17 protein-coding genes are annotated in these 23,392 nt (G+C 43.1%); 14 read left to right on the top strand and 3 right to left on the bottom strand.

What is annotated here, in order from left to right; genetic code table 11:
• Positions 1–3: 3 nt before the first annotated feature.
• Positions 4–3,429, bottom strand: a complete 3,426-nt coding sequence (locus K7X70_RS07640) for a 3-keto-alpha-glucoside-1,2-lyase-like domain-containing protein (protein WP_222536479.1) — start codon at positions 3,427–3,429, stop codon at positions 4–6.
• Between the two features lie 36 nt (positions 3,430–3,465).
• The gene (locus tag K7X70_RS07635; protein ID WP_222536478.1) at positions 3,466–4,737 is read right to left on the bottom strand and encodes a Gfo/Idh/MocA family oxidoreductase; all 1,272 of its coding nucleotides are present in this window, start codon (positions 4,735–4,737) and stop codon (positions 3,466–3,468) included.
• Between the two features lie 279 nt (positions 4,738–5,016).
• Here K7X70_RS07635 and K7X70_RS07630 point away from each other — a divergent pair, with 279 nt between their 5' ends.
• From K7X70_RS07630 to K7X70_RS07565, 14 genes are all read left to right on the top strand, one after another.
• A complete protein-coding gene (locus K7X70_RS07630; protein WP_222536477.1) occupies positions 5,017–5,928 on the top strand; it encodes a DnaJ C-terminal domain-containing protein in 912 nt (303 codons plus the stop codon).
• 11 nt (positions 5,929–5,939) lie between these two features.
• Positions 5,940–6,227, top strand: coding sequence for a chaperone modulator CbpM (locus tag K7X70_RS07625; RefSeq protein ID WP_222536476.1), 288 nt, complete (start codon positions 5,940–5,942; stop codon positions 6,225–6,227).
• Between the two features lie 37 nt (positions 6,228–6,264).
• On the top strand, positions 6,265–6,939 hold the full coding sequence (locus tag K7X70_RS07620) for an SOS response-associated peptidase (protein WP_222536475.1): 675 nt from the start codon (positions 6,265–6,267) through the stop codon (positions 6,937–6,939).
• A gap of 56 nt (positions 6,940–6,995) precedes the next feature.
• Positions 6,996–8,558, top strand: a complete 1,563-nt coding sequence (locus K7X70_RS07615; protein WP_222536474.1) for a SulP family inorganic anion transporter — start codon at positions 6,996–6,998, stop codon at positions 8,556–8,558.
• Positions 8,559–8,681: 123 nt separating this feature from the next.
• Positions 8,682–9,011, top strand: coding sequence for an ArsR/SmtB family transcription factor (locus K7X70_RS07610; RefSeq protein ID WP_222536473.1), 330 nt, complete (start codon positions 8,682–8,684; stop codon positions 9,009–9,011).
• A gap of 36 nt (positions 9,012–9,047) precedes the next feature.
• A complete protein-coding gene (locus K7X70_RS07605; protein ID WP_222536472.1) occupies positions 9,048–9,635 on the top strand; it encodes a DUF6428 family protein in 588 nt (195 codons plus the stop codon).
• Positions 9,636–9,645: 10 nt separating this feature from the next.
• On the top strand, positions 9,646–10,059 hold the full coding sequence (locus K7X70_RS07600; RefSeq protein ID WP_222536471.1) for an arsenate reductase ArsC: 414 nt from the start codon (positions 9,646–9,648) through the stop codon (positions 10,057–10,059).
• Between the two features lie 6 nt (positions 10,060–10,065).
• Entirely contained in the window at positions 10,066–11,136 is a 1,071-nt protein-coding gene (arsB, locus tag K7X70_RS07595) for an ACR3 family arsenite efflux transporter (RefSeq protein WP_222536470.1), read from the top strand.
• 328 nt (positions 11,137–11,464) lie between these two features.
• Positions 11,465–11,785 (top strand): DUF6660 family protein, encoded by a 321-nt coding sequence (locus tag K7X70_RS07590; protein ID WP_348636430.1) that lies wholly within the window; start codon positions 11,465–11,467, stop codon positions 11,783–11,785.
• 114 nt (positions 11,786–11,899) lie between these two features.
• Entirely contained in the window at positions 11,900–16,285 is a 4,386-nt protein-coding gene (locus K7X70_RS07585) for a CusA/CzcA family heavy metal efflux RND transporter (RefSeq protein ID WP_222536468.1), read from the top strand.
• A gap of 4 nt (positions 16,286–16,289) precedes the next feature.
• Positions 16,290–17,573 (top strand): efflux RND transporter periplasmic adaptor subunit, encoded by a 1,284-nt coding sequence (locus K7X70_RS07580; RefSeq protein WP_222536467.1) that lies wholly within the window; start codon positions 16,290–16,292, stop codon positions 17,571–17,573.
• Between the two features lie 78 nt (positions 17,574–17,651).
• Positions 17,652–18,071, top strand: a complete 420-nt coding sequence (locus K7X70_RS07575) for a Fur family transcriptional regulator (RefSeq protein WP_222536466.1) — start codon at positions 17,652–17,654, stop codon at positions 18,069–18,071.
• A 157-nt stretch (positions 18,072–18,228) separates the two neighbouring features.
• A complete protein-coding gene (locus K7X70_RS07570; RefSeq protein WP_222536465.1) occupies positions 18,229–20,232 on the top strand; it encodes a heavy metal translocating P-type ATPase in 2,004 nt (667 codons plus the stop codon).
• Positions 20,233–20,349: 117 nt separating this feature from the next.
• Positions 20,350–21,918 (top strand): pectate lyase family protein, encoded by a 1,569-nt coding sequence (locus K7X70_RS07565; protein ID WP_255606968.1) that lies wholly within the window; start codon positions 20,350–20,352, stop codon positions 21,916–21,918.
• Here the strand turns inward: K7X70_RS07565 and K7X70_RS07560 are convergent.
• Entirely contained in the window at positions 21,905–23,329 is a 1,425-nt protein-coding gene (locus K7X70_RS07560; RefSeq protein WP_222536464.1) for a GDSL-type esterase/lipase family protein, read from the bottom strand. The genes K7X70_RS07565 and K7X70_RS07560 overlap by 14 nt on opposite strands.
• Positions 23,330–23,392 lie beyond the last annotated feature (63 nt).

The following is a 23,392-nucleotide window of genomic DNA, read 5'->3' as shown; positions in this document are numbered from 1 at the left end:
GTTCTATTTTGAGACGCTTAAGTCTTTAATTCTGATATTTTTAAAACGAACTACCGATCCGTGACCAAGGAAACCAACACGGCCTTTATCGCGCTGTAAACCCGGGTGACTTTGACCATCAACTGTTCCCTTCTTACGGGCTTCCGTGATATCACCATCCAAAATCACATTTCCATTTAAGACCACTTTAATCTTAGGGCCCTTTACAGTAACTTCCTGGTAATTCCATTCTCCTAGAGGCTTTAAAAATCCTCTTTTTGCTGCCTGAACTCCATAGATAGAACCATGATATTGGTACTCATGCAGGTCTTTATAAATGTCGGCGTCATTGTCCAGGATTTGCAGTTCCATCCCTTCATAAGCAGCATCACCTGCTAATGGAGCACGAATCCCCAATCCATTATTTGCACCTGGAGTCAGCTGAAATTCAAAACGAAACACAAAATCACTATAATCATCTTTGCTGAATAAGTTTCCTCCAGAACCTTTTCCAGGTTTTGGATTGATTTCCATGTTTCCATTTGCAATGGTATATGCGCTGGTATTTCCTGTCCACTGGTGCATATTTGTACCATCAAACAATACTTTATAGCCTTCTTTTTTCTCTGCAGCACTCAACTGAAAAGGAACCGGACGCTGCAGCTCTTTAATATAGATATCTCTATAAGCTACTCTGGATCCATGCGCTTGTAATTCAATCTGCTCTTCTGCAAAAATCGGAAGCTTACGATCCCAATAATTTTCAAGGATCACATCTTCAGTCACTAATACACCATTCAGGTACACGGTAACGCGATCACCCTTCATGATGATGTGGAAATTATTCCATTCTCCCAATTTATTATCCGCTACTTTTAAAGGCTTGCTTTCATTCACCTGATTGTTGTACAAACCACCGGAGCCCACCTGAGCACCATCAGCTACTCTGGAAGTATCCCAGATCTGCACCTGCGGACTGCCTCGTAAATAAATACCAGCATCTCCTTTTTTATTGCCATCATCGTAGATTTTCCAATCTACCAGCATTTCAAAATCACCGTACTTCTTTAAAGAAGCCAGGTTATCTCCTTTTCCGGTAAACAATAAATCACCATGTTCAATTACCCAGCTTTTTAAAGCCTCAGCATCTGCTTTTTCCTGTGCAGCGGCTAACGTTTTCTCGTCCATCTTCGCCCTTTTCAACGGATCAGCAACCAGGCCTTTCCAACCGGTCAGGTCTTTGCCATTAAACATCGGCATGAAGCCGGGACCACCGGTCATTTCCGCCAGGTATTTGCGAATGGCCTGTTTCTCATATTCACTATCACCTCCGCTCAGCACTTGAATGGTTTTATTCAACAAACCCTTGACCTCCGCACCTTCATAAGATTTATCGGAAAGCACAATGGTCATGACTGCTCTTGCTGCAGCTTGCTGCAAAGCAGGGTCATCTATATATTTTCCAGCAAAAATCACTGCATTAAAAGTTTTAGCCTGCTCCAGATCTGTTAAAATCTGTTGCTTTTGCGCAGTCGTTTTAGCCACCTCCATGGCTTCACGCAGCATCAGTAATTTTTGTGCAGCAGGGGCTGTTGATAAACGAACCAGACGTAAATACCCTTGCAATGCCTGCTCCTGGAAGGCCGGATTATTAGCCGTTCTTGCAATGTTCAATAAACTCTCCATAGAACTCGGATTTGCCCAGGAAGAAAGGGCTTCCAATGCCAGCTTTTGTGTTTGCTCATCCCCGGTTTTAAAAGCATTATTTACTGCTGCTAAGGCTTTAGCATCACCAAGACTAGCCAGTACCTTGTAAAAGAACTTTTTCTTATCAGATTGGGCATCCGCCATTTGCTGTAAAACAATTTCAGTATGGCTCGGGCTTGCTCCCACTTTTAATGCCGCTATCAATGCAGATTGCACCATTAAAGATTCCTCATCGGTAGTCTCTTTCTGATTCAATAATGCGAATAACTCTGGAAGATCTGCCTTAGTCACTAGCTTTGCTAAAGCTGCAAATGCCGCTTTTCTCACCGCTGGATTTTTACTCTTCTGCAAAGCATATACACTATTGATCTGCTCATGAGCGGAACGTGCTGCAAGCACTTGAATTAAGGCCACCTGCACATTCGGTTTCATCACAGGCAATGTCTTTGCGATATTTGCTGTCAAACCATCACCTTTCATCCTCAGCATTACATCCGCCACCTTTTGCACGGTCGCGTCATCACCTTTGTCCATGGTTTTTAATAAATCATGAAACACCTCTATTCCGCCAATTTTCGCTGCTGCCTCAATTGCAGCAAACTTCAAATCCTGATTTTTATGGTTGATCAATTTCAATACTGCTGGAAGTGCAGTTACTGCCTGTCCATCGCCAAGCATAGTGACCATTTCAGCCTGTACCTCAGGTTTTACTTTGTTTAATTCCTTAAGCCATAAAGCTGTTGTTGCTGGATTTAAATAAGGTAAAGCAAATTTCAAAGCTGCTGCTCTATAAGCAATAGAAGGATCTTTTACTGCCCCTAACAGCACAGAGATATCCTGACCCTTAGTTTCATCAGAAAGGATTTTTAAAGCGCCTGTACGAACAGACACCAAATCCGGAGCAGTTGCTTTATCCAACAACTGAAGCGCGATCTTATGCGCTAAAACAGCATGGCCATCTGCTAAAAGACGGGCTGCATAGTCCAGATAAGCGGCTACAGCATTTGTATTTTCATATTTAAAATTACTTTTTGCTGCCGAAGAAGCCATTAATTCCTCAGAAGAAGGATCGGCAATCTTTGCTAAAGCATAAAGGCTCATTTTCGTTAAATTCTGGTCAGCAACATTTGCAAATGCAGCAATTGGGGCTGCAGCCGCTTTAACGCGACTATCACCTAATCCTTCTATCACAGAAAGACGACTCTTACCTTCCGTTGAAGCCAAAGCATTCAACAAAGCTGTTTTCGATGCTGGAGTATTGATTTTCACCAATGCCCTAACTGCAGGATCAGCAAGCTGCGTATCCTTCAAAAAAGGAACCAGCGCAGGCACTGCATCGTCTTGCGCAACACCATCCAGCTGACTCATGATAAAGGCTTTATTTTGTGGATCACTTAGTTTCTGTAAAGCCTTACTATAAGCAGACACACACATTTTTCTCCAGTTTTCTTTTCCTGTCTTTGTGGAGGCTGCAGTAAATCCGCCAATTGCATATTCAATTAACGCATTATTGCCTTTTCCTACCGGAGCAAGCATCCCAATGAGTTCCAGGTAGCCTGTCTCACCAAGTCCGGCAATATCATTTGCATTAATGGCCGCCTGGGCCGCATCTTTTGCCGGCATCTGCGCCAGCAAATCAGCAATACGCGTAGTCTGCGTTCGCTGGTCTTTTTTATCCTGTGCAATGGCCAGTCCCTGAAATGCAAGGCTAGCCAAAAGGATAAAGAATATCTTTTTCATCATTATAAATATTTGAGAATGGGTTCGAATGAATTGATTTTAAATGGTGTATGGAGCGCGCATGACTGGGTTAATCAATCTGTTTGCACCCTCATCGTCAATAAACTCCTGTTTTACCGGATCAAACTTCAGCGATCGGCCTAAGCGTAATGCCGCCAATCCAATGTTGATGATATTGCAGGAACGATGCCCATTTTCTTCATTTAAAGCAAACTGGCTCCTGGTTTTCACAGAGGTGATAAAATCCGTCATTTGCGGTGCCGGATCAGGGAATGCAGCCAGCTTACGTTCCAAATCAGGAATATCAGACTTAAATCCAGCATAAAGCTTGCCTTTAGGGCCTTCAATATAAGCCGCTTTCTCATCTTTTCCTTCGCCATCCAGAATGATCTGGCAGCCATCTGCATAAGTATATGTAATTCTACGCCAGATGCCTACTGCATCAGTATGCTGCTGTGGCGCATCAATTTCTACAGAAACAGGACTGGTGTCGTCTTTACCCAGGAAGTATTGAATAGGATCCAGATAATGCTGTCCCATATCACTTAAACCGCCGCCATCATAATCCCAGTATCCCCTGAAAGTTTGGTGCACGCGATGTGTGCTATACGGTTTAAATGGTGCCGGACCTAACCAGGCATCATAATCCAATTCCTTTGGAACAGGTTCAACAGGTAAATTGTCTTTTCCTACCCAGTAAAACTTCCAGTCGAAACCAGTATGCTTACTCACGGTTACCTTTAGTGGCCAACCCAATAAACCGCTGTCTACTAATCTCTTAATCGGTTTCACCGTAGTCCCCATCCCATAGAAATTATCTTTGAAACGGAACCAGGTATTTAAACGGAACATCCTGCCATGTTTTTGAACGGCTTCCATCACCCGCTTACCTTCTCCGATGGTATGCGTCATCGGCTTTTCACACCAAATGTCTTTTCCGGCATTGGCAGCATCAACGGCCATAATCCCATGCCAGTGCGGCGGTGTGGCGATGTGTACAATATCTACTTCCGGTAATTTGATCAATTCCCGGTAATCACTAAAGGTCTTGACCCCTTTATCGAGCATCGGTTTTGCGAGATCCAAATGTCTGGTATCGACATCACAAATGGCTACGACCTGTGTTCCATCGTATCCAAAATGGCCTCTTCCCATACTGCCAACACCGATGACCGCTTTAGTCAGGCGATCACTGGGTGCAATAAATCCGGTTCCGCCAAGTACATACCTGGGGACGATGCTGAAGGCAGCAACACCTACCGCTGTCTTTTTAATAAAATCTCTTCTTGAGTTTGGTTGATTTGGTTTCATATTCGTTTGTGCATTAATGTATTCGAGCAAAATCAAACGCCATGTAAACAGATCCGAAACGACACATGGAGGTACCATCTTAGAAAAAGACGGACTCCTACAGGAACAGCTTACACTTGGTTTATAGCTTAGGTGGTCAGCCGCAAGCCATTGATTCTCAAATTTATTATTATTATTGAGAAAATCGGTGTAATTATAACACTTACTTAATACAAATAGCTGAATATTGAGGAATGATAAAAATAATAGCTTAAATTTGAGGATAGACCAATTATTGATATGGCATTTATCGACTATTATAAGATTCTGGGCGTTGACAAAAAAGCTTCACAGGAGGATATAAAAAAAGCATACAGGAAACTGGCAAGGAAATATCATCCGGATTTAAATCCCAACGATAAAGAAGCAAACAAGAGATTCCAGGAAATCAATGAAGCAAATGAGGCGCTGAGTGATCCGGAAAAGCGAAAAAAATACGATGAGTACGGAGAACACTGGAAAAATTCAGACCAGTTTGAACAGGCCCGATCACAATCCAGACACACTGGAGGAAATCCTTTTGGTGGTGGCAGAGGCGGACAAGGTGCTAGTGATTTTGGTGGCGGCAATTTCTCAGACTTTTTTGAATCTATGTTTGGTGGCGGTGGCGGCGGAAGATCATCTGGAAGAGGCAGCATGAAATTCAAAGGGCAGGATTACAATGCAAGTTTTAGCATTTCTCTTAGAGATGCTTATACCACGCATAAACAAACGCTGACCATCAATGATAAAAAAATCAGGATTACCATTCCTGCAGGTATAGCGGACGATCAGGTCATTAAATTAAAGGGCATGGGTGCTCCCGGAGTAAACGGTGGCCCGGCAGGTGATTTATACCTGACCATTAATGTGGAAGAAGATCCAATCTTCAAAAGACTGCACAACGACCTATACCTGACGCAGGATATTGATTTATATACCGCTGTTTTGGGTGGAGAAGTCATGGTGGAAACCCTGGATGGAAAAGTAAAACTTAAAATCCCGGCTGGAACACAAAACGGCACTAAAGTCAGACTGAAAAATAAAGGCTTCCCCCTTTATAAGAAAGATGGAGAATTTGGGAACCTTTTTATTACTTATAATGTTAAACTTCCAGAAAACCTGACTCAAAAACAACAAGAACTGTTTAGAGAACTACAAAACCTGAGTTAATCCCTACAGCTATGGAAACAGAATTCATCACCATCACTGAATATTGTATCAATTATCACATAGACCCTTCTTTTATGGTCTCACTGGAAGAATCAGAAATTGTCCGGTTCCCAGTTGTTGAAAAAGAAAAATGTATCCATACAGATCAGCTCGCAGAATTGGATAAATATGTTCATTTGCACTATGACCTTCAAATTAATATAGAAGGGATTGACGCCATCAGGCACTTGCTGCAGCGCGTACATGATATGCAGCAGGAGATCAAGGAATTGCAGCACGAACTCCAGCTCCATAAGTAATATTGCATTAACGGAAAGGAAACCTAATTTTCACACTATGAGTTTATCGTTCTCTCTTACAGAAGCGCTTCCATTGATACAGCAAAATTATCCGTATGAATTAGAAGCAGCCTATACGCCCACCTATAACATTGGCATCTATATGCCAGGCATGGTGGTCACGGCAGATGAACCTCATTTAATAAAAAAGATGCACTACTCCATGGTTCCGTTTTTCTTTAAAGAGCGAAAATCAATCATGTGTACCGTCAGGCATTCCCAGATTCTTTCTAAACAACTGTTTAGAAAACTCATGGTCACCCATAAACGCTGTCTGGTGCTGGCAGATGGCTTTTACCTATGGAAAAGGTTCGGCGCAGAAAAATATCCCTTTCGTTTCACATTAAAAGACAGGAAAGTTTTCTCAATGGCCGGAATCTGGTCTGCCTGGATTGACCCCATTACAAAAGAAAGGTATGAATCCTTCTGTATCATTACCATCCCCGGAAATGAACTCATTAGTGGCATCAGCAAATCCATGCCAGTCATTTTAACGCCGGAAACGGAAAAAGCATGGCTGAGTAAAACCATTGAAGAAGAAAAATTATTGGCGCTGTGTATGAGCTATCCTCCGGAATTGATGACCAGGTTTCAAGTGACCAAAGACATCGCAGACCGCAGTCTCAACGACTCCAGCCTGATTAAACCGATCAACAATTATCTGCCCATCTAAATTTTTCAGCTCCTGCAGATTAAAGCCTGATAAATCCAACGTAACTTTGCAGGCAAATGAAGCCTTACCTCCAGAAACCTTTTATCCAGCTGTTCGACTTTTCTAAAAAGATCAATTATAAAACTGAAATCCTTGCAGGGCTAACTGTAGCCATGACAATGATGCCGGAATCCTTATCCTTTGCTATTCTGGCAGGCTTTCCACCACTAACAGGTTTGTATGCTGCCTTCATCATGGGTTTAGTAACAGCAATATTTGGTGGCAGACCAGGTTTAATCTCCGGCGGAGCAGGCGCTACCGTAATTGTACTCATTGCTTTAATGAAATCACATGGCCTGGATTATGTTTTTGCTGCCGTCATACTTGCTGGTGTTTTTCAAATTAGTGTTGGCTTATTTAAGCTGGGCAAATTTGTACGCCTGGTCCCTCAGCCGGTAATGTTTGGCTTCGTCAACGGATTGGCCATTATCATCTTTATAGCGCAATTAGAACAATTTAAAACCGTAATTAACGGAGAAATGGTATGGCTCAGCGGTACTGCACTATACCTGATGGCTAGCCTCGTTGCCTTAACCATCGCCATTGTGCTGATCTTACCAAAATTCACGAAAGCCATCCCCGCCTCATTGGTCGCTATTATTGTGGTGTTCCTGATTGTTTTAGGCTTCGGTATTGATACCAAAACCGTTGGGGATATCGCAGCTGTGAGTGGCGGATTTCCTCCTTTTCATATTCCTCAGGTACCATTTACCCTGGAAACCTTACAAATTATCCTGCCTTATGCCTTAATTATGGGCGCTGTAGGTTTAACGGAAGGATTACTCACCTTAAATCTGGTAGATGAAATCACAGAAAGCAAAGGCGATAGCAACCGGGAATGTATTGCCCAAGGTTCGGCAAATATGCTCAATGGCTTTTTCTTTGGAATGGGAGGCTGCCCAATGATTGCACAAACACTGGTTAATCTTTCTGCAGGTGCCAGAGCCAGGCTTTCTGGAATTATTGCCGCAATTACGATATTAATGATCATTCTTTTTGGTGCCCCGCTGATAGAAAAAGTACCTATGGCCGCCCTGACAGGCGTGATGATCATGGTCGCGATTGGGACATTTGAATGGATGAGCTTCAAAGTGATCAATAAAATGCCTGGTAAAGATATTTTTGTAGGTGTGCTAGTCGCAGGAATTACCGTATGGCTCCACAATCTGGCACTCGCGGTATTGATCGGCGTGATCGTTTCCGCATTAATGTTCGCCTGGGAAAGTGCCAAAAGAATCCGTGCAAAGAAGTACTTCGATGAAAATGGGGCCAAACACTACGAGATCTATGGCCCGTTATTTTTCGGTTCTACCCACAATTTCCTGGAAAAGTTTGAACCAGCCGAGGATCCGGAAGTCGTTTTTATTGATTTTAAAGACAGCAGGATTGCAGATATGTCTGGCATAGATGCGATCAACAAGCTAACTGAACGTTATCGAAAAATAGGAAAAACGCTTCATTTAATTCATTTAAGTGAAGATTGCAGAAAACTATTAAAAGATGCAGCAGCTATTATTGTAGTGAATATCCTGGAAGATCCTACCTATAGGGTGGCCACCGAAAAAGGGTCCGCTGTTTAATATCAACCAGTTACTCTTCCTATATCCCGACTCAGCTAAAGTCATATTTTGGTCTTTTGAACAAATTTATTTGGAAGATCCAGCTATCAATCGTATTATTGCAATGTATCAATTAAACAAGACATGGGACTGACCAAATCAGAAATATTTACCGACGAGCAAAACCAATTGTCTCAACTATTAAAGGCAATGGCACACCCGGCAAGAATTGCCATTTTGCAGCGAATTCTGGCTTCCAACACCTGTATTTGTGGTGATCTTGTCGAAGAACTAGGTTTGGCACAAGCCACCATCTCGCAACATTTAAAAGAGCTAAAAAATGCAGGGCTCATTCAAGGAACCATTGAAGGCGTAAGTGTCTGCTATTGCATCAATCCAAAAACCTGGAAAATGATGGAAAGCCAATTGGGCGCATTCCTGGGTGCTTATAAAGGTGAAATCCCCTGCTGTTAAAAAAAATTGTCTACATCAATCGTAAAATTGCAATATATGAATACCACAACATTAATGAACTGGGAAAACTTCAAAGCGAAGTTACAAGCTCATCCTGAGCTAACGCTGCAATTTCAATATGCAGCAAATCAATGGGTAGATGCCTCCTACCACATCACCGAAATCAAACAGGCACCTATCGTATCCGTGGATTGCGGTGGTGTGATGAATTCCTGGACGGAGATCATCGTACAACTTTGGGAGCCTTCAGAAAAGGACAGTGAAAGGGCTATGCAAGTGAAGAAAGCCTTATCTATTGTGGAATTGGTAGAAAAATCATTACCCCTGAATCCTATAGGAATCGTGAAAATTGAGTTTGGAAATTCTCAGTTTGACACCCGTCAGATGTATCCTGGAGAAATGACCATCGATGGAGAAAATTTAATTGTAAACCTCATTCCTGATGCCACACAATGTAAAGCGATCAATCGCGGAGGCAGCTGCGGCACCAATGAAACAGGCGTAGAATGCTGTAGCCCAACAACAGCAGCAGTGGAAACTGTATCCACAGAAAAACCAAAAATTCAATTGATCAATTTTGCCCCGGATGCTGAAATCTGCACGCCTGGATCTGGTTGTTGCTAAATTTTAACAGATGAAAAAAATACTCGTACTCTGCACAGGCAATAGCTGTCGCAGTCAGATTGCAGAAGGTTATTTAAGACATTTTGCTGGCAATAAAGCGCTGATTTACAGCGCAGGGATAGAGACTCATGGAGTAAATCCAAGGGCCATTGAAACGATGAAGCAAGATGGTATAGACATTTCAACACATACCTCTAACCATATCGAAGAATATATGGCCCTAGATTTTGATTTCCTGATCACTGTATGTGACAACGCGAAAGAAAGCTGTCCATTTTTTCCAACTCAGGCCATCAAATTTCATTACAACTTCCCAGACCCCGCAAAGGCCACAGGAACTGAAGCAGAAATCCAGGCAAAATTTGCCGAAGTCCGGGATATGATCAAGGAATACTGCCAAAATTTTGTTCACAAAAACCTGTAATCTAGCATGTCTGCAAATCATTGTACCCCAGTAGTTGCACGAAAAAAGCTCAGCTTTTTAGACCGCTATCTTACCTTATGGATCTTTCTGGCCATGGCTATTGGGGTTAGCATAGGATACTTTGTTCCCGCTTCTGCGGGAATCATCAATTCCTTTTCCAGTGGCACCACAAATATTCCCCTGGCTATTGGCCTGATCCTGATGATGTACCCTCCCCTGGCCAAAGTGAAATATGAAAACATGGGAGAAGTTTTTAAAGACACCAAAGTCCTGAGCACCTCATTGGTACTGAACTGGATCATTGGTCCGGTGTTAATGTTCCTATTGGCCATTACATTTTTAAGGGATTATCCGGAATATATGATCGGATTGATCCTGATCGGTTTAGCCCGATGTATCGCGATGGTAGTGGTTTGGAATGAGCTGGCAGAGGGAAACCGGGAATACGCCGCCGGACTAATTGCCCTCAACAGCATCTTTCAGGTCTTATTGTACAGCGTTTATGCCTATGTTTTCATTACGGTACTGCCGCCATTATTCGGATTAAAAGGGCTGGAAGTTTCCATCAGCATCGGTCAGATTGCAGAAAGTGTAGCCATCTATCTGGGGATTCCTTTTGCTATGGGCATCATCAGCAGGTACAGCCTGATTAAATTAAAAGGTGAGCGCTGGTTTCAGGAAAAATTTGTGCCCTTCATTTCACCAATCACCCTGATTGCGCTGTTATTTACCATTGTTGTCATGTTCAGTTTGAAAGGAGAACTGATCGTTCAGATTCCCTTAGATGTGGTTCGTATCGCCATTCCATTAGCCATTTATTTTGCATTGATGTTCTTTTTAAGCTTCTTCGCTGGCAAGTATTTCGGTGCAGATTACAGCAGAAGTACTGCAATCGCCTTCACCGCAACCGGAAACAATTTTGAACTGGCCATCGCAGTGGCAATCGGTGTATTTGGAATCAACTCCGGACAAGCCTTCGCAGGAGTAATCGGTCCATTGGTAGAAGTACCAGCCCTCATTGCCCTCGTCAATCTTTCCTTTTGGTTTAGAAAAAAGTACTTCCTTCGGAATGCCTGATCTCACAAAAAATGGAGAGATATACCTTTGAAAGCTAGTTTGCTTTTCTGTAAGAAAAACGCGATACTGGTCGGGTAGTGGTCGGGAAGAGATCGCCCTTATCATAGGAGCTGGAAGGGGTTCGGAAGGGCTTGCCATAGGGTAACTGCAATGTTTACTATAGCAACCCCTTCCGCCCCCCCTAGAAAAACAGGCCAACTCAATCCACTTCCATCGAAAAAATAAGAACCCCTTAAAATCACCCTGTTTTTAGAAACAAACATCTCCCCAAAGTAAAAAAAAGTCAAAAAGATCACCAGTAGTTTAAAAAAATATATAAGTTTGCGGCGTGAGGTACTTAGCTTATATATTTACAATTGTCATCATGGCCCTATCAATATGGCCATGCTGTGATGATGAAGCTAAAATCAGTACACAGCAAACGCACATCAGCGAAGTACAGGAGATCCCTTGTGATCAGGATCCAGGTCCACATACCTGCTCCCCTTTCTTCCATTGCAGCACTTGCCAGGCTTTTGCTATTCCCAGCCCAAGCCAATTGATCAACACTACCGTATTTTCTAAAAAAGAAGTCAGCTACCCTGAACTTCCTGCCGCACCACTGGTCATATTCGCCGGTGACATCTGGCAACCGCCTCAGTTAGGATAATTCAACACCAATTCTTCCTTAAAAACAATGAATAATTGTTTGGCAGCGATGAAATATTCATCAGCTTTCGATGAATCCTCGTATTGATTATTTTTAGCTATAAGACAAACCCTTATGTTTGATAAGATTATTTTATTCTCTATAAAGAATAAACTGGCCATAGGTTTAATGACACTTTCCCTGGTGATCTGGGGCATTTATTCATTAACCAGATTGCCCATAGATGCGGTACCTGACATCACCAACAACCAGGTACAAATTATAACCCAGGCACCAAGTTTAGGAGCCCAGGAAGTAGAACAGTTCATCACAGCACCCATCGAACTGGCCATGGCCAATATCCCGGAAGTACTGGAAAAACGTTCCATCTCCAGGTCAGGAATCTCAGTGATTACCATCGTTTTTGAAGACGATACCGATATTTACTGGGCAAGGCAGCAGGTGAGTGCCCAGCTGAAAGAAGCAGAGTCCAATATTCCAAAAGGTTTGGCAGAACCTACTCTAGCCCCGATTACCACTGGATTAGGAGAGATTTATCAATATGTATTGCATACCAGGAAAGGCTATGAAAATAAATACAACGCTACAGATCTTAGAACTTTACAGGACTGGGTAGTTAGAACACAGCTTGCCGGTACTAAAGGTGTAGCCGAGGTGAGTGGCTGGGGCGGCTATGTGAAACAATATGAAATTGCCCTCGACAATGATAAGCTGAATTCCCTTAATATTACCATTGCAGACATCTATAAAGCATTAGAGAACAACAACGAAAATACTGGCGGTTCCTATATTGAACAGCAAAGTAATTCTTATACCATCCGCGGTGTAGGTCAAGTAAAAAGCCTGGCAGACATTGAAAAGATTGTCGTAAAAAATATGGGCGGTGTACCCATCCTCATCCGTGATGTGGCAACCGTACAATTTGGATCTGCCACCAGATATGGCGCCGTCACCCGAGATGGCGAAGGTGAAGTGGTAGCCGGAATCACACTCATGCTCAAAGGGGAAAACTTCAATGAGGTAATCAAAAATGTGAAAGGACGTATTGAACAAATCCAGAAATCATTACCGGAAGGCGTAGTCATTGAACCTTTCATTGACCGTACGGAATTGGTGGGCAGATCGATCAGTACCGTACAGAAAAACCTGATTGAAGGTGCACTGATCGTCATATTCGTATTGCTGCTTTTGTTGGGTAACTGGAGAGCAGGTCTGATCGTCGCCTCAGTCATCCCCCTATCCATGTTATTTGCTTTCTCCCTGATGCGTCTTTTTGGGGTTTCTGGGAACTTAATGAGCCTTGGAGCGATAGATTTCGGACTGATTGTAGATGGCGCAGTGATTATTGTAGAAGCCATCATCTTCAGACTTAGCACTAGAAATCAAGCTGCAGACCCTATCCCCTTAACCAACCAGCAAATGGATGAAGAGGTATATACTGCCTCCTCGAAAATCAGAAATAGTGCCGCTTTCGGCGAAATCATTATCCTGATCGTTTACCTTCCCCTGCTGACATTGGTTGGAATTGAAGGGAAAATGTTTAAACCAATGGCACAGACCGTCGTTTTCGCTATTGTAGGGGCTTTCATCTTATCCATGACCTACGTGCCCATGATGGCCGCCCTTTTCCTCAGTAAAAACACCCAGCATAAACACAACATCTCCGATAAAATCATGGATGCGATGCTGCGCATTTATCAACCAGCATTAAAAGCAGTATTAAAATTCAAAAAACTCACCGTAGCAGCAGCCCTTTTACTGTTCGCGATCACCCTATGGGTATTCAATAATATGGGCGGAGAATTTCTTCCCCAATTAGAAGAAGGTGACCTCGCGGTAGAGATCTCTATGTCGCAGGGGACCTCTTTAACGCAAGTCGTAGAAACTTTTGGTAAAGCCGAGAAAATCCTGAAAGCGCAGTTTCCAGAGGTGAAACAAGTAGTCACCCGTATTGGAAGCGCCGAAATCCCTACAGACCCCATGCCAGTAGAGCGAGGTGATATGATGGTGGCCATGAAACCTAAAGAACAATGGACTTCCGCAAAAACAAAAGAAGAAATGTCGGAGAAAATGGAGGCCGCATTGTCCATCCTGCCCGGTGTCAACATAGAAATCACACAGCCGATGCAAATGCGTTTCAATGAACTGATGACTGGTGTAAGACAGGATGTGGCCATAAAAATCTATGGTGAAGACCTGGATGTACTCACACAGCAGGCCAATAAAATTGCCAAACTCATTACTCCCGTTTCTGGTGTCAACGAGCCCTTTGTAGAACAGGTGACCGGACTTCCACAAATCGTAGTGGAGTACGACCGTGATAAAATTGCTCAATATGGTCTCAGCATTGCTGAAGTCAATACTTTGCTGAAAACCGCTTTTGCAGGGAATACCGCAGGTGTCATCTTCGAAGGAGAGAAAAGATTTGAAATGGTAGTTCGCTTGCAGAGAGACCTACGTGAAAACATTTCAAGCATCGAAAACCTATACATCCCACTACCATCAGGCAATAAAGTACCACTGAATCAGGTAGCCAGTATTACCTTAAAAAATGCACCGGCACAAATCTCCAGAGAAGATGGAAAACGTAGAATATATGTTGGTTTTAATGTAAAAGGAAGAGATGTGGAACGTACCGTGTCGGAAATTCAAAGCATCTTAAATGAAAAGTTAAAACTTCCTTCCGGATATTACCTGACTTATGGCGGGCAGTTTGAAAACCTGACGAAAGCGAAAAACAGGCTGTCTATTGCCGTTCCAATCGCACTGATTTTGATCATGGGCTTACTGTACATGACTTTCAGATCCTTTAGTCAGACTATACTCATCTTTACAGCCATTCCACTTTCCGCTATTGGTGGTGTTTTCGCTTTAATCCTGAGGGATATGCCTTTCAGTATTTCTGCAGGTGTAGGTTTTATTGCCCTATTTGGTGTAGCCGTCCTGAATGGAATCGTGTTGATTGGCTATTTTAATCAATTGAAAGAAGAAGGCATGACCGATATTTATCAGCGTGTAATTGAAGGGACAAAAGTAAGGTTACGACCGGTCATCATGACTGCTGCTGTAGCTTCATTAGGCTTTCTGCCAATGGCACTTTCTAGCAGCGCAGGTGCGGAAGTACAAAAACCTTTAGCCACAGTAGTGATCGGCGGATTGCTTTCCGCTACCCTGCTCACCCTCTTTGTTCTCCCTTGTTTATATTTATTGTTCTCCCGAAAAAGAGAAGAAAATGAAAAATCAAATTCCCATCCAATGGTTAAAAGCTTGTTCATTATTGGACTAATTGGTTTAACCAGCTTTAGCAGCATCAATACCGCTGCAGCTCAAAATAAACCACTCAGTTTAGACAGCATTATCGCAATGGCTGTAAACAACAACTTAAAGTTGAAATCTGCCAAACTGGGCGTAGCACAGTCGAAAGCGCTGCAAAAATCAGGTTTCGACCCTGCAAAAACAGAATTCGCCTTGGCACAGGATCCTACAAGTGGTGGTGGTAACGACAACTCCATCAATGTGACCCAGACTTTCTCCTGGCCAGGATTGTATAAAAACCAGAATAAGCTGCTCAAGATGGAAACTGAACTCACAGAAAAAGCTTACAATTATTCCCGTGCAGAGATTGTAAGGGATACAAAAACTGCTTATTACAATTACCTGTACTACCTCCAGACACTAAAAGTGCTGAACTTCCAGGATAGTATCTATCAGAACTTCATCAAAAAGGCCGAAATCAGACATAAATCGGGTGAAACTTCTAACCTGGAGCTGATGACCGCCAGAAATAAGTATCAGGAGGTACAGGCCTTAAAAAATGCCGCAGCAGCGGAGTTGAAAATTCAGGAACTTAGCCTCCAGCAATTGCTGAATACCAGGTCCCCGATTATTTTGGCTTCTACCGATTTACCATTGCTAACTGCCCTTAAACTGGATTCAGCAAGAAAAAGCTTAAATCCGATGCTCAGTTATCAGGAGCAGCAGGTAGCGATTGCCAATGCGAAAATCGCATTGCAGAAGTCTAAAGCGATGCCAGATTTCAGCCTTGGTTATAGTCAGCAAATGGTGATCAAGTCCTTCAATCCGGCAAACATCGATCGGAGTTATACCCCGGGAACCCGTATTGCAGGAATGCAGGTTGGCATTGCCGTTCCCCTATTTAATGGTGCCGGCCGCGCAAAAGTGAAAGCGGAGAAAATTGCCGTTCAAATGGCCGAAACTGATTACCAGAATACCGCACGTGAGTTTGAAATTCAGTATGAACAAATATTTCAGGAGTACCTGAAAAATAAACAAATCCTGGATTATTACACCTCAGTGGGCTTAAAGCAGTCAAAAGAGCAGCTGCGCATCGCACAAGTATCATTTGATCTGGGAGAAATCGGCTATATGGAATATGTACAGAACATTTCCCTGGCCATTCAAAGCAATATCACCTACCTGGAAACACTAAATCAGCTCAATCAAACCACCATTCAATTGGCATTTATCAAAGGAGAATAATCAGATGAACTTATATAAAAACAACTTACCGTTTGCCCTAATGATCGCATTAATGCTGAGCAGTATGCTCATCTCTTGTAACGGTAACAAAGAAAAAACCGCAGAAAAAGAAGCAACAGAAGTACATGAAGAAGAAGCCGCAGTTAGTGATGAAATTGAGCTGACCGATCAGCAAATGAAAGCAGTAGGCATAGAGATCGGCACGATCCAGGAGAAAAATCTGACCGCTGTAGTAAAAGCAAGCGGTCAACTGGCTGTACCACCACAAAACGAGGCTAAAGTAAACCTACTTTCTGGTGGGATCATTCGTAAAATCAATGTCCTCGAAGGACAGCAGGTAAAGAAAGGGCAAGCCCTGGCAGTAGTAGAAAATCAGGAAATGATTAAACTGCAGCAGGATTACCTGTCGTCGAAAAATGGATTTGCCTTCGTAGATGCCGAATATAAACGTCAGCAGCAATTGAAAGCAGCAGATGCCGGAACGGGGAAATCTTTCCAGCTGGCAGAAGCAAATTACCATACGGAACTTTCAAAAATCAAAGCACTGGAACGTCAGCTACAGCAGCTGGGTATTTCTCCAAGAAGCGTTTCTGCAGGAAATATCACTGCACAGACTACCGTAATAGCGCCTATTTCTGGAACTATAGGAACCATTCAGGTGACTACCGGTGCTTTCGTACAGCCTGGAACTTCTCTAATGGACATTGTAGACAATTCAAAAATCCATGCCGACTTACTCGTATATGAGAAAGATCTTTTCAAAGTACAGGTTGGGCAAAAAGTGAGCTTCAGACTCACCAATCAGGACAACCAACAAATTGAAGGCGTATTAATCGGGATCAACAAATCATTTGAAGACGATACCAAAGGCGTAATTGTTCATGCAGTGATCACCAAACCGTTGCCAAACCTAATTCCTGGAATGTATGTTACTGGGTTGATCAGTGTAGGCACAGAAAAATCAACAGCAGTACCCATTGATGCAGTCGTAAAAGCGGAAGGAAAAGAATATATTTTCATCCTGGAAGAAGAGGCGAAAACAGATGAACATGAAAAAACAGCAGCAGATAAAACTACCGAATCTTCTAAAAAAGAAAATCCTAAAGAAGAAGCGGAGCATGAACATGGTACACATTTCAAGAAAATAGAAGTAGTAACCGGAGTTTCAGAACTGGGATACATCAGTATTGCTCCACTGCAAAAACTCCCTAAAGACACGAAATTAGTGGTAAAAGGTGCATTCTACCTGCAATCTAAATCTACAGCACCAACCGCTCACTCCCATTAAAAAACGGTATTTTTGTATTCTCGATGCGAATGTACCAACCTTAGAAAATCAAATCAGTGAAAATATAAAGATCAGGAAATGACAAAAGACATCGAACAAAGGCTTAAAAATAAAAACATCAACCCTACTGCCATGCGATTGCTGGTATTGGACTTTTTGATGCAGCAAAATACCGCCATTAGTCTGAATGATCTGGAGAAAGGCATGGGGCCATCCGATAGGATTACCCTATACCGTACCCTGAAAACTTTTGAAGAAAAAGGACTGGTTCATCATATTGATGATGGAACAGGTACTACAAAATATGCTTTGTGCATGGAGGAATGTGATGGCGACCACCATCATGACCTCCATGTACATTTTTACTGCAATAACTGTAAAGAGACCTTCTGTCTGCCAAACACTAAAAATCCAGAAATTACACTTCCTAAAAAGTTCCGCGCTGAAGAAATGAATCTGGTGATTAAAGGGGTCTGCGACCTTTGCAACACGGATTAACCATTCCTAAATCCTGCATTTTCTGGGAACATGAATGCTCATTAAATCATTCTTCTGGCATCCCAATCCTCATCTTGCTGCAATGAACATTGCAATAGCATTGCATCGTTATTGCTGGTAAATTTGTATATTAATTTTAAAGACGAGGCAAATAATTATGAAAGATTGCTGTACTACAGAAAACGCAACTACTACTATAAAAAATCAGGATAAAAAATCCCAAAATGGGCATCATGACGGACACCAGCATGCTGAAGAAAGCCACGACGATGATGACGGACATAACCATGGATCTGGAGAGCCGGAATCATGGACCAGCCACTGGCCCCTGCTGACCGCCCTGACAGTAGTCATCGTGATGCTCACGCTGGAATATGGTTTTAACATCACCTTTAACCAGGTAACTCAACTGATCATTTTTGTCCCTGCTTACCTTTTAGCCGGTTACAATGTTTTGGACCTCGCCTTCAGAAAAGCCCTGAGATTAGATTTCTTCAATGAATTTTTCCTGATGAGTGTAGCCACCATTGGTGCATTTGCCATCGGTTCTTACAGCGAAGGTGTGGCCGTTATGGTCTTCTATTCTATCGGTGAATGGTTCCAGGATAGTGCCGTAAACAAAGCAAAAAGAAGCATTAAAGCCCTTTTAGACATCAGGCCTGATACTGTAGATGTCATCCGGGATGGAAAGGTAACTACGATTGCTCCGGCAGAAGTAGCCATAAAAGAAATTATTCAAGTAAAACCAGGAGAAAAAGTAGCCCTGGATGGCGTACTATATTCCGAAAAAGCAACCTTCAATACCGCAGCCCTGACCGGTGAAAGCAAACCAGACTCCAAAAATAAAGGCGATCAGGTGCTAGCAGGAATGATCAATTTAAACCAGCTGGCACAAGTACAGGTGAAATCCCTGTTCAAAGACAGCAAGCTCAGCAAAATTCTGGAAATGGTACAGGATGCTACAGCAAGAAAATCACAGACCCAGCTTTTCATCTCCAGATTTGCTAAAGTATATACGCCAATCGTGTTCCTGCTGGCGGTGCTGCTCATTACCCTCCCCTACTTTTTTGTAGCGAATTACGTGTTCCAGGAATGGTTTTACCGTGGATTGGTTTTCTTGGTCATCAGTTGTCCATGTGCCTTGGTGGTGTCTATTCCACTTGGTTATTTTGGAGGAATCGGACTGGCTTCCAGAAATGGAATCCTGTTCAAAGGATCAAACTTCCTCGACATTATGACTAAAATTGATACTGTGGTGATGGACAAAACCGGGACGCTGACTAAAGGTGTTTTCCAGGTACAGAAAGTCAGCACAGTAGCCGGTATTGAAGAAAAAGAATTCATTCAGCTGCTCGCAGCTATCGAAAGCAAATCTACACACCCAATTGCAACAGCCATCGCTGAATACGCAGGAACTGCTCCAAACCAGGATCAGATCGGCCATGTAGAAGAAATCGCAGGGCAGGGCTTAAAGGGTCTGATTGATGGCAAAGAAGTCCTTGCAGGTAATGCCAAGCTCCTTAAAAAATTCAACATTGCTTATCCTGCAGACATAGATGCCATCGTAGATTCAGTTGTGGTGGTGGCAATTGACCAGAAATTTGCAGGTTATGTGACCATTGCAGACGAAGTTAAAGCAGATGCAAAACAAGCCATTGCTGATTTACATGCATTAAATATTAAAACGGTGATGCTGAGTGGTGATAAACAAAGTGTAGTGGATAAAGTAGCTGCATTTTTAGGGATTGACCAGGCCTTTGGCAACCTACTTCCTGAAAACAAAGTGACACAGGTTGAAAAGCTGAAATCCGCAGGAAGAACGCTGGCATTTGTAGGAGATGGTGTAAATGATGCCCCCGTAGTGGCATTGGCAGATGCAGGAATTGCAATGGGTGGACTGGGCAGCGATGCGACGATTGAAACCGCCGATATTGTGATCCAAAACGATCAGCCTTCCAAAATAGTCGCGGCCATTAAGATCGGCAAGCTCACCAGAAATATCGTTTGGCAAAACATCATCCTTGCCATGGGCGTCAAAGTAATTGTATTGATTCTAGGTGCAGGTGGCGTAGCCAACCTTTGGGAAGCGGTAATTGCAGATGTAGGTGTGGCCTTACTCGCCATTCTAAATGCCGTTCGCATCCAAAGAATGAAAGTTTAAAATCGTCAAAGTTATGTAGGAATTGCCAAGCATCTTGACTACCCTGCCAATATGAACGATTAAAATTTAGAATATTATAACGCTATTGCATGGTCATAAACCAATACCGACCATAAAATGAAGCACAAATTTACATGGAGTGTGCTGGCCGTTCTGACCAGCACCTTTCTTTTTTCCTTTATCAAGGAGCATGATCCTAGCATCATAGAAAATCCCCACCATACCAAACAAAATCCCTGGGAATCAAAGTACCTCAACGTCAATAAAGATGGAACCATCACTTACCATCCCGACGAACAAGGAAATACGATCCCGGATTTTAGCCTGGTCGGTTATCACCATGGCCTAAAACCCATCCCAAAACTTAATATAGTTAAAACCCTCCATCCTGGAACTGGCGATGCGGGAAACATGATTCAGCAAGCTATTGATGAACTTTCAAAACAACCCGCAGATAAGAATGGCCACAGGGGAACGATTCTCTTAACTAAAGGTACTTACCCTATTTCTGGCACAGTATATATCAAATCCGATGGCATCGTGCTGAAAGGGGAAGGAAATACAGCCAATGGCACTCAGCTCATCGCCACCGGAAAAGGTTCCCGCTCCCTACTGGAGATCAGTGGCACCGGCAAGATCACAGAAATCCCTGGCAGCAGGGTAAATATAACCAATGCTTATGTTCCTACCGGAGCAAAATCTTTCAACGTAACGGATGCCAAAGCCTTCAAAGCCGGGGATAAAATCATTCTTTTCAGACCAGGAAGCAGCAATTGGATCAAGGATATACAAATGGATCAGATAGTAGCCAGAGAAGGCACCAAACAATGGACGGCCGAAGATTATAACCTGAGTTATGAAAGAGAAATTACAAAGATAGTTGGGAATACGGTCTTTATTGACAACCCAGTAGTCATGGCCATAGACCAGAAATACAGCACTGGAGCCATTTACAAATACAGCTATAAAGGCCGCTTACAGGAAGTTGGCGTAGAAGACATACTTTTTGAATCTGAATACGCGAGTGATATTGATGAAGACCATGGGAACATTGCCATCGACTTTGACCATGTCGAAAATGGCTGGGTAAGCGGCATCACCGCGCGCTTTTTCATTTATGCAGCAGTGAGTCTGAATACCGGTGCAAAGAACATCACGGTAAAAGACTCCAAATGTCTGGATGCTAAATCAGTGATTACTGGTGGCAGAAGGTATTCCTTCAACAACAACGGACAGCAAAATCTCTTCACGAACCTGGAAACTACCGAAGGTCGGCATGATTACGTAACCGGAGCCAAAACAGCAGGCCCTAACGTGTTCTACAATTGTAAATCCAGAAATACCCATGCCGATATTGGGCCGCACCACCGCTGGGCAAGCGGAACGCTATACGACAACATCGATACCGATGGTCAAATTAACGTGCAAGACCGTGGAAACTGGGGCAGCGGACATGGCTGGGCAGGTGTAACACAGGTGATTTGGAACTGTACCGTAGCATCTGCAGCCGTTCAAAACCCATGGGCATCCGGTAAAAACTACGCGATAGGTCTGAAAGGAAAAAAGGTAGCCGGACGTTTACCAGGAAAACCTGATGGAGAATGGGAAGGTCAGGATCAAAAAAACCTGCAGCCAGCATCTTTATTCCTGGCACAAGTTAAAGCTGCCGGAATCAATATCCGGTAGCTTTCAAAATAAAATCAACAATAGGCTGCGGATTGGGAAGACTATGCGGATGATGTTTGCCTTCAGGCTTATGAATCAGCTGAATCTCTCCACCCGCCGCTTTAATTTTCTCCGCAAAAGGGAGGCTGTTCTCTGCCATTGGCACGACCTCATCCCTGTCCCCGCAAACATGTAACATCGGATATTTTCCTTTTACAATAGCATTTATTTTATCTATTGGACTGCCTTTAAAAGCCTCGGCTTCCGCATCATTTGCATAGCCGTAGTCCTTTAAAAAAGTTGCCCAACTGTCTTTGCTGCCTGGTCCCGTACCCTTACCACCAGGCCAGCTTTTTAAATCCAGCACCGGGTTATCCGCATACACACAAGCCACTTTATCCGGATTAGCCGCTGCCCAGTTATAGACATATACGCCACCTCTGCTCATGCCTTCCATCACCGCCTTCTTTGCAAAACCCATCTTTTGAAGGGAACGGTAAAAGTCATTCCAGATGCCAATAGCTTCCTGATTCCCGAACAACTCTGCCACATCACAATACACGATATGAAAACCACGTTCCAGCAAGGCGATGTCTGTTTGTGGTTCATGCCCAAAGAACCTTGCTCTCCATACCCAGGGCATGCCTTTCGCCACTTGCTTCGGACTCACGATCCGGGCATCACGACCTTTAAATGAAAAGTCCAGCTCCTCATAGCCGTAAAAAGACCTTCTTTTCAAAGGTCCTCTGATCTTGCCGGAGAGGTTCTTAGCAGGTTTATTTTTTTGCAGGACAAAAGCCTTTAATCGTTCTGCAATAAAGCCGTCGCCAACAGCATTCGGATGGACTTTATCTGCCAGTAAAGACTCTTTATCTTCAAATAAAGAATAAAGGTCCAGTAATTCCAGGCCTTCTTCATAAGCCACTTTTTGAACCATAGGAATCAGACTATCCTTTAGATAGGTACCCGAAATCCCAAACTGCGTTTCAGAAAAAGCTTTCAGGGGCAATAGCAAAACTACCTTGGGCTTGGATGCCAATCCCTGAAAACTATGTACCATATCTTTATAATCCGCGACAAAAGAAACCATCTCCGAACGGTTGATTTGTTTACTGTCATTCGTTCCCAATTTGATAAAAACCAGGTTCGGAGCGCTGGACAATACCTGCTGATATTCCTTCGTTTTCCAATAAGGTTTGTTCCCTTTTTTTAGCATCGTGGCCCCGCTAACGCCAAAGTTCAGCACTTCAAAATCAGGCCCAAGCAGTGCTTGCAGCTGTGAAGGATAAGATTCCCTGGCCCTATTCTTTAATCCGGAACCAAAGGTGATGCTATTGCCCACACAAACAATACGTGTTTTCGACTGTGCATAACCCTCATTACCAGTGATAAAAACCGATAATATCAAGAGCACTTTAAATATTCTTCTCATTTTTCTATTTAGCTTTAGACAGGTCAATACCTTTTAGTCTCCACTGAAGCTGCGCCTCAAATA

The sequence above is a fragment of the Pedobacter polysacchareus genome, from assembly GCF_019802255.1.
GTDB classification, from domain to species: Bacteria; Bacteroidota; Bacteroidia; order Sphingobacteriales; family Sphingobacteriaceae; genus Pedobacter; species Pedobacter polysacchareus.
The sequence above is the reverse complement of the archived record's forward strand: the minus strand, read 5'-3'. Positions and strand labels throughout refer to the sequence as shown.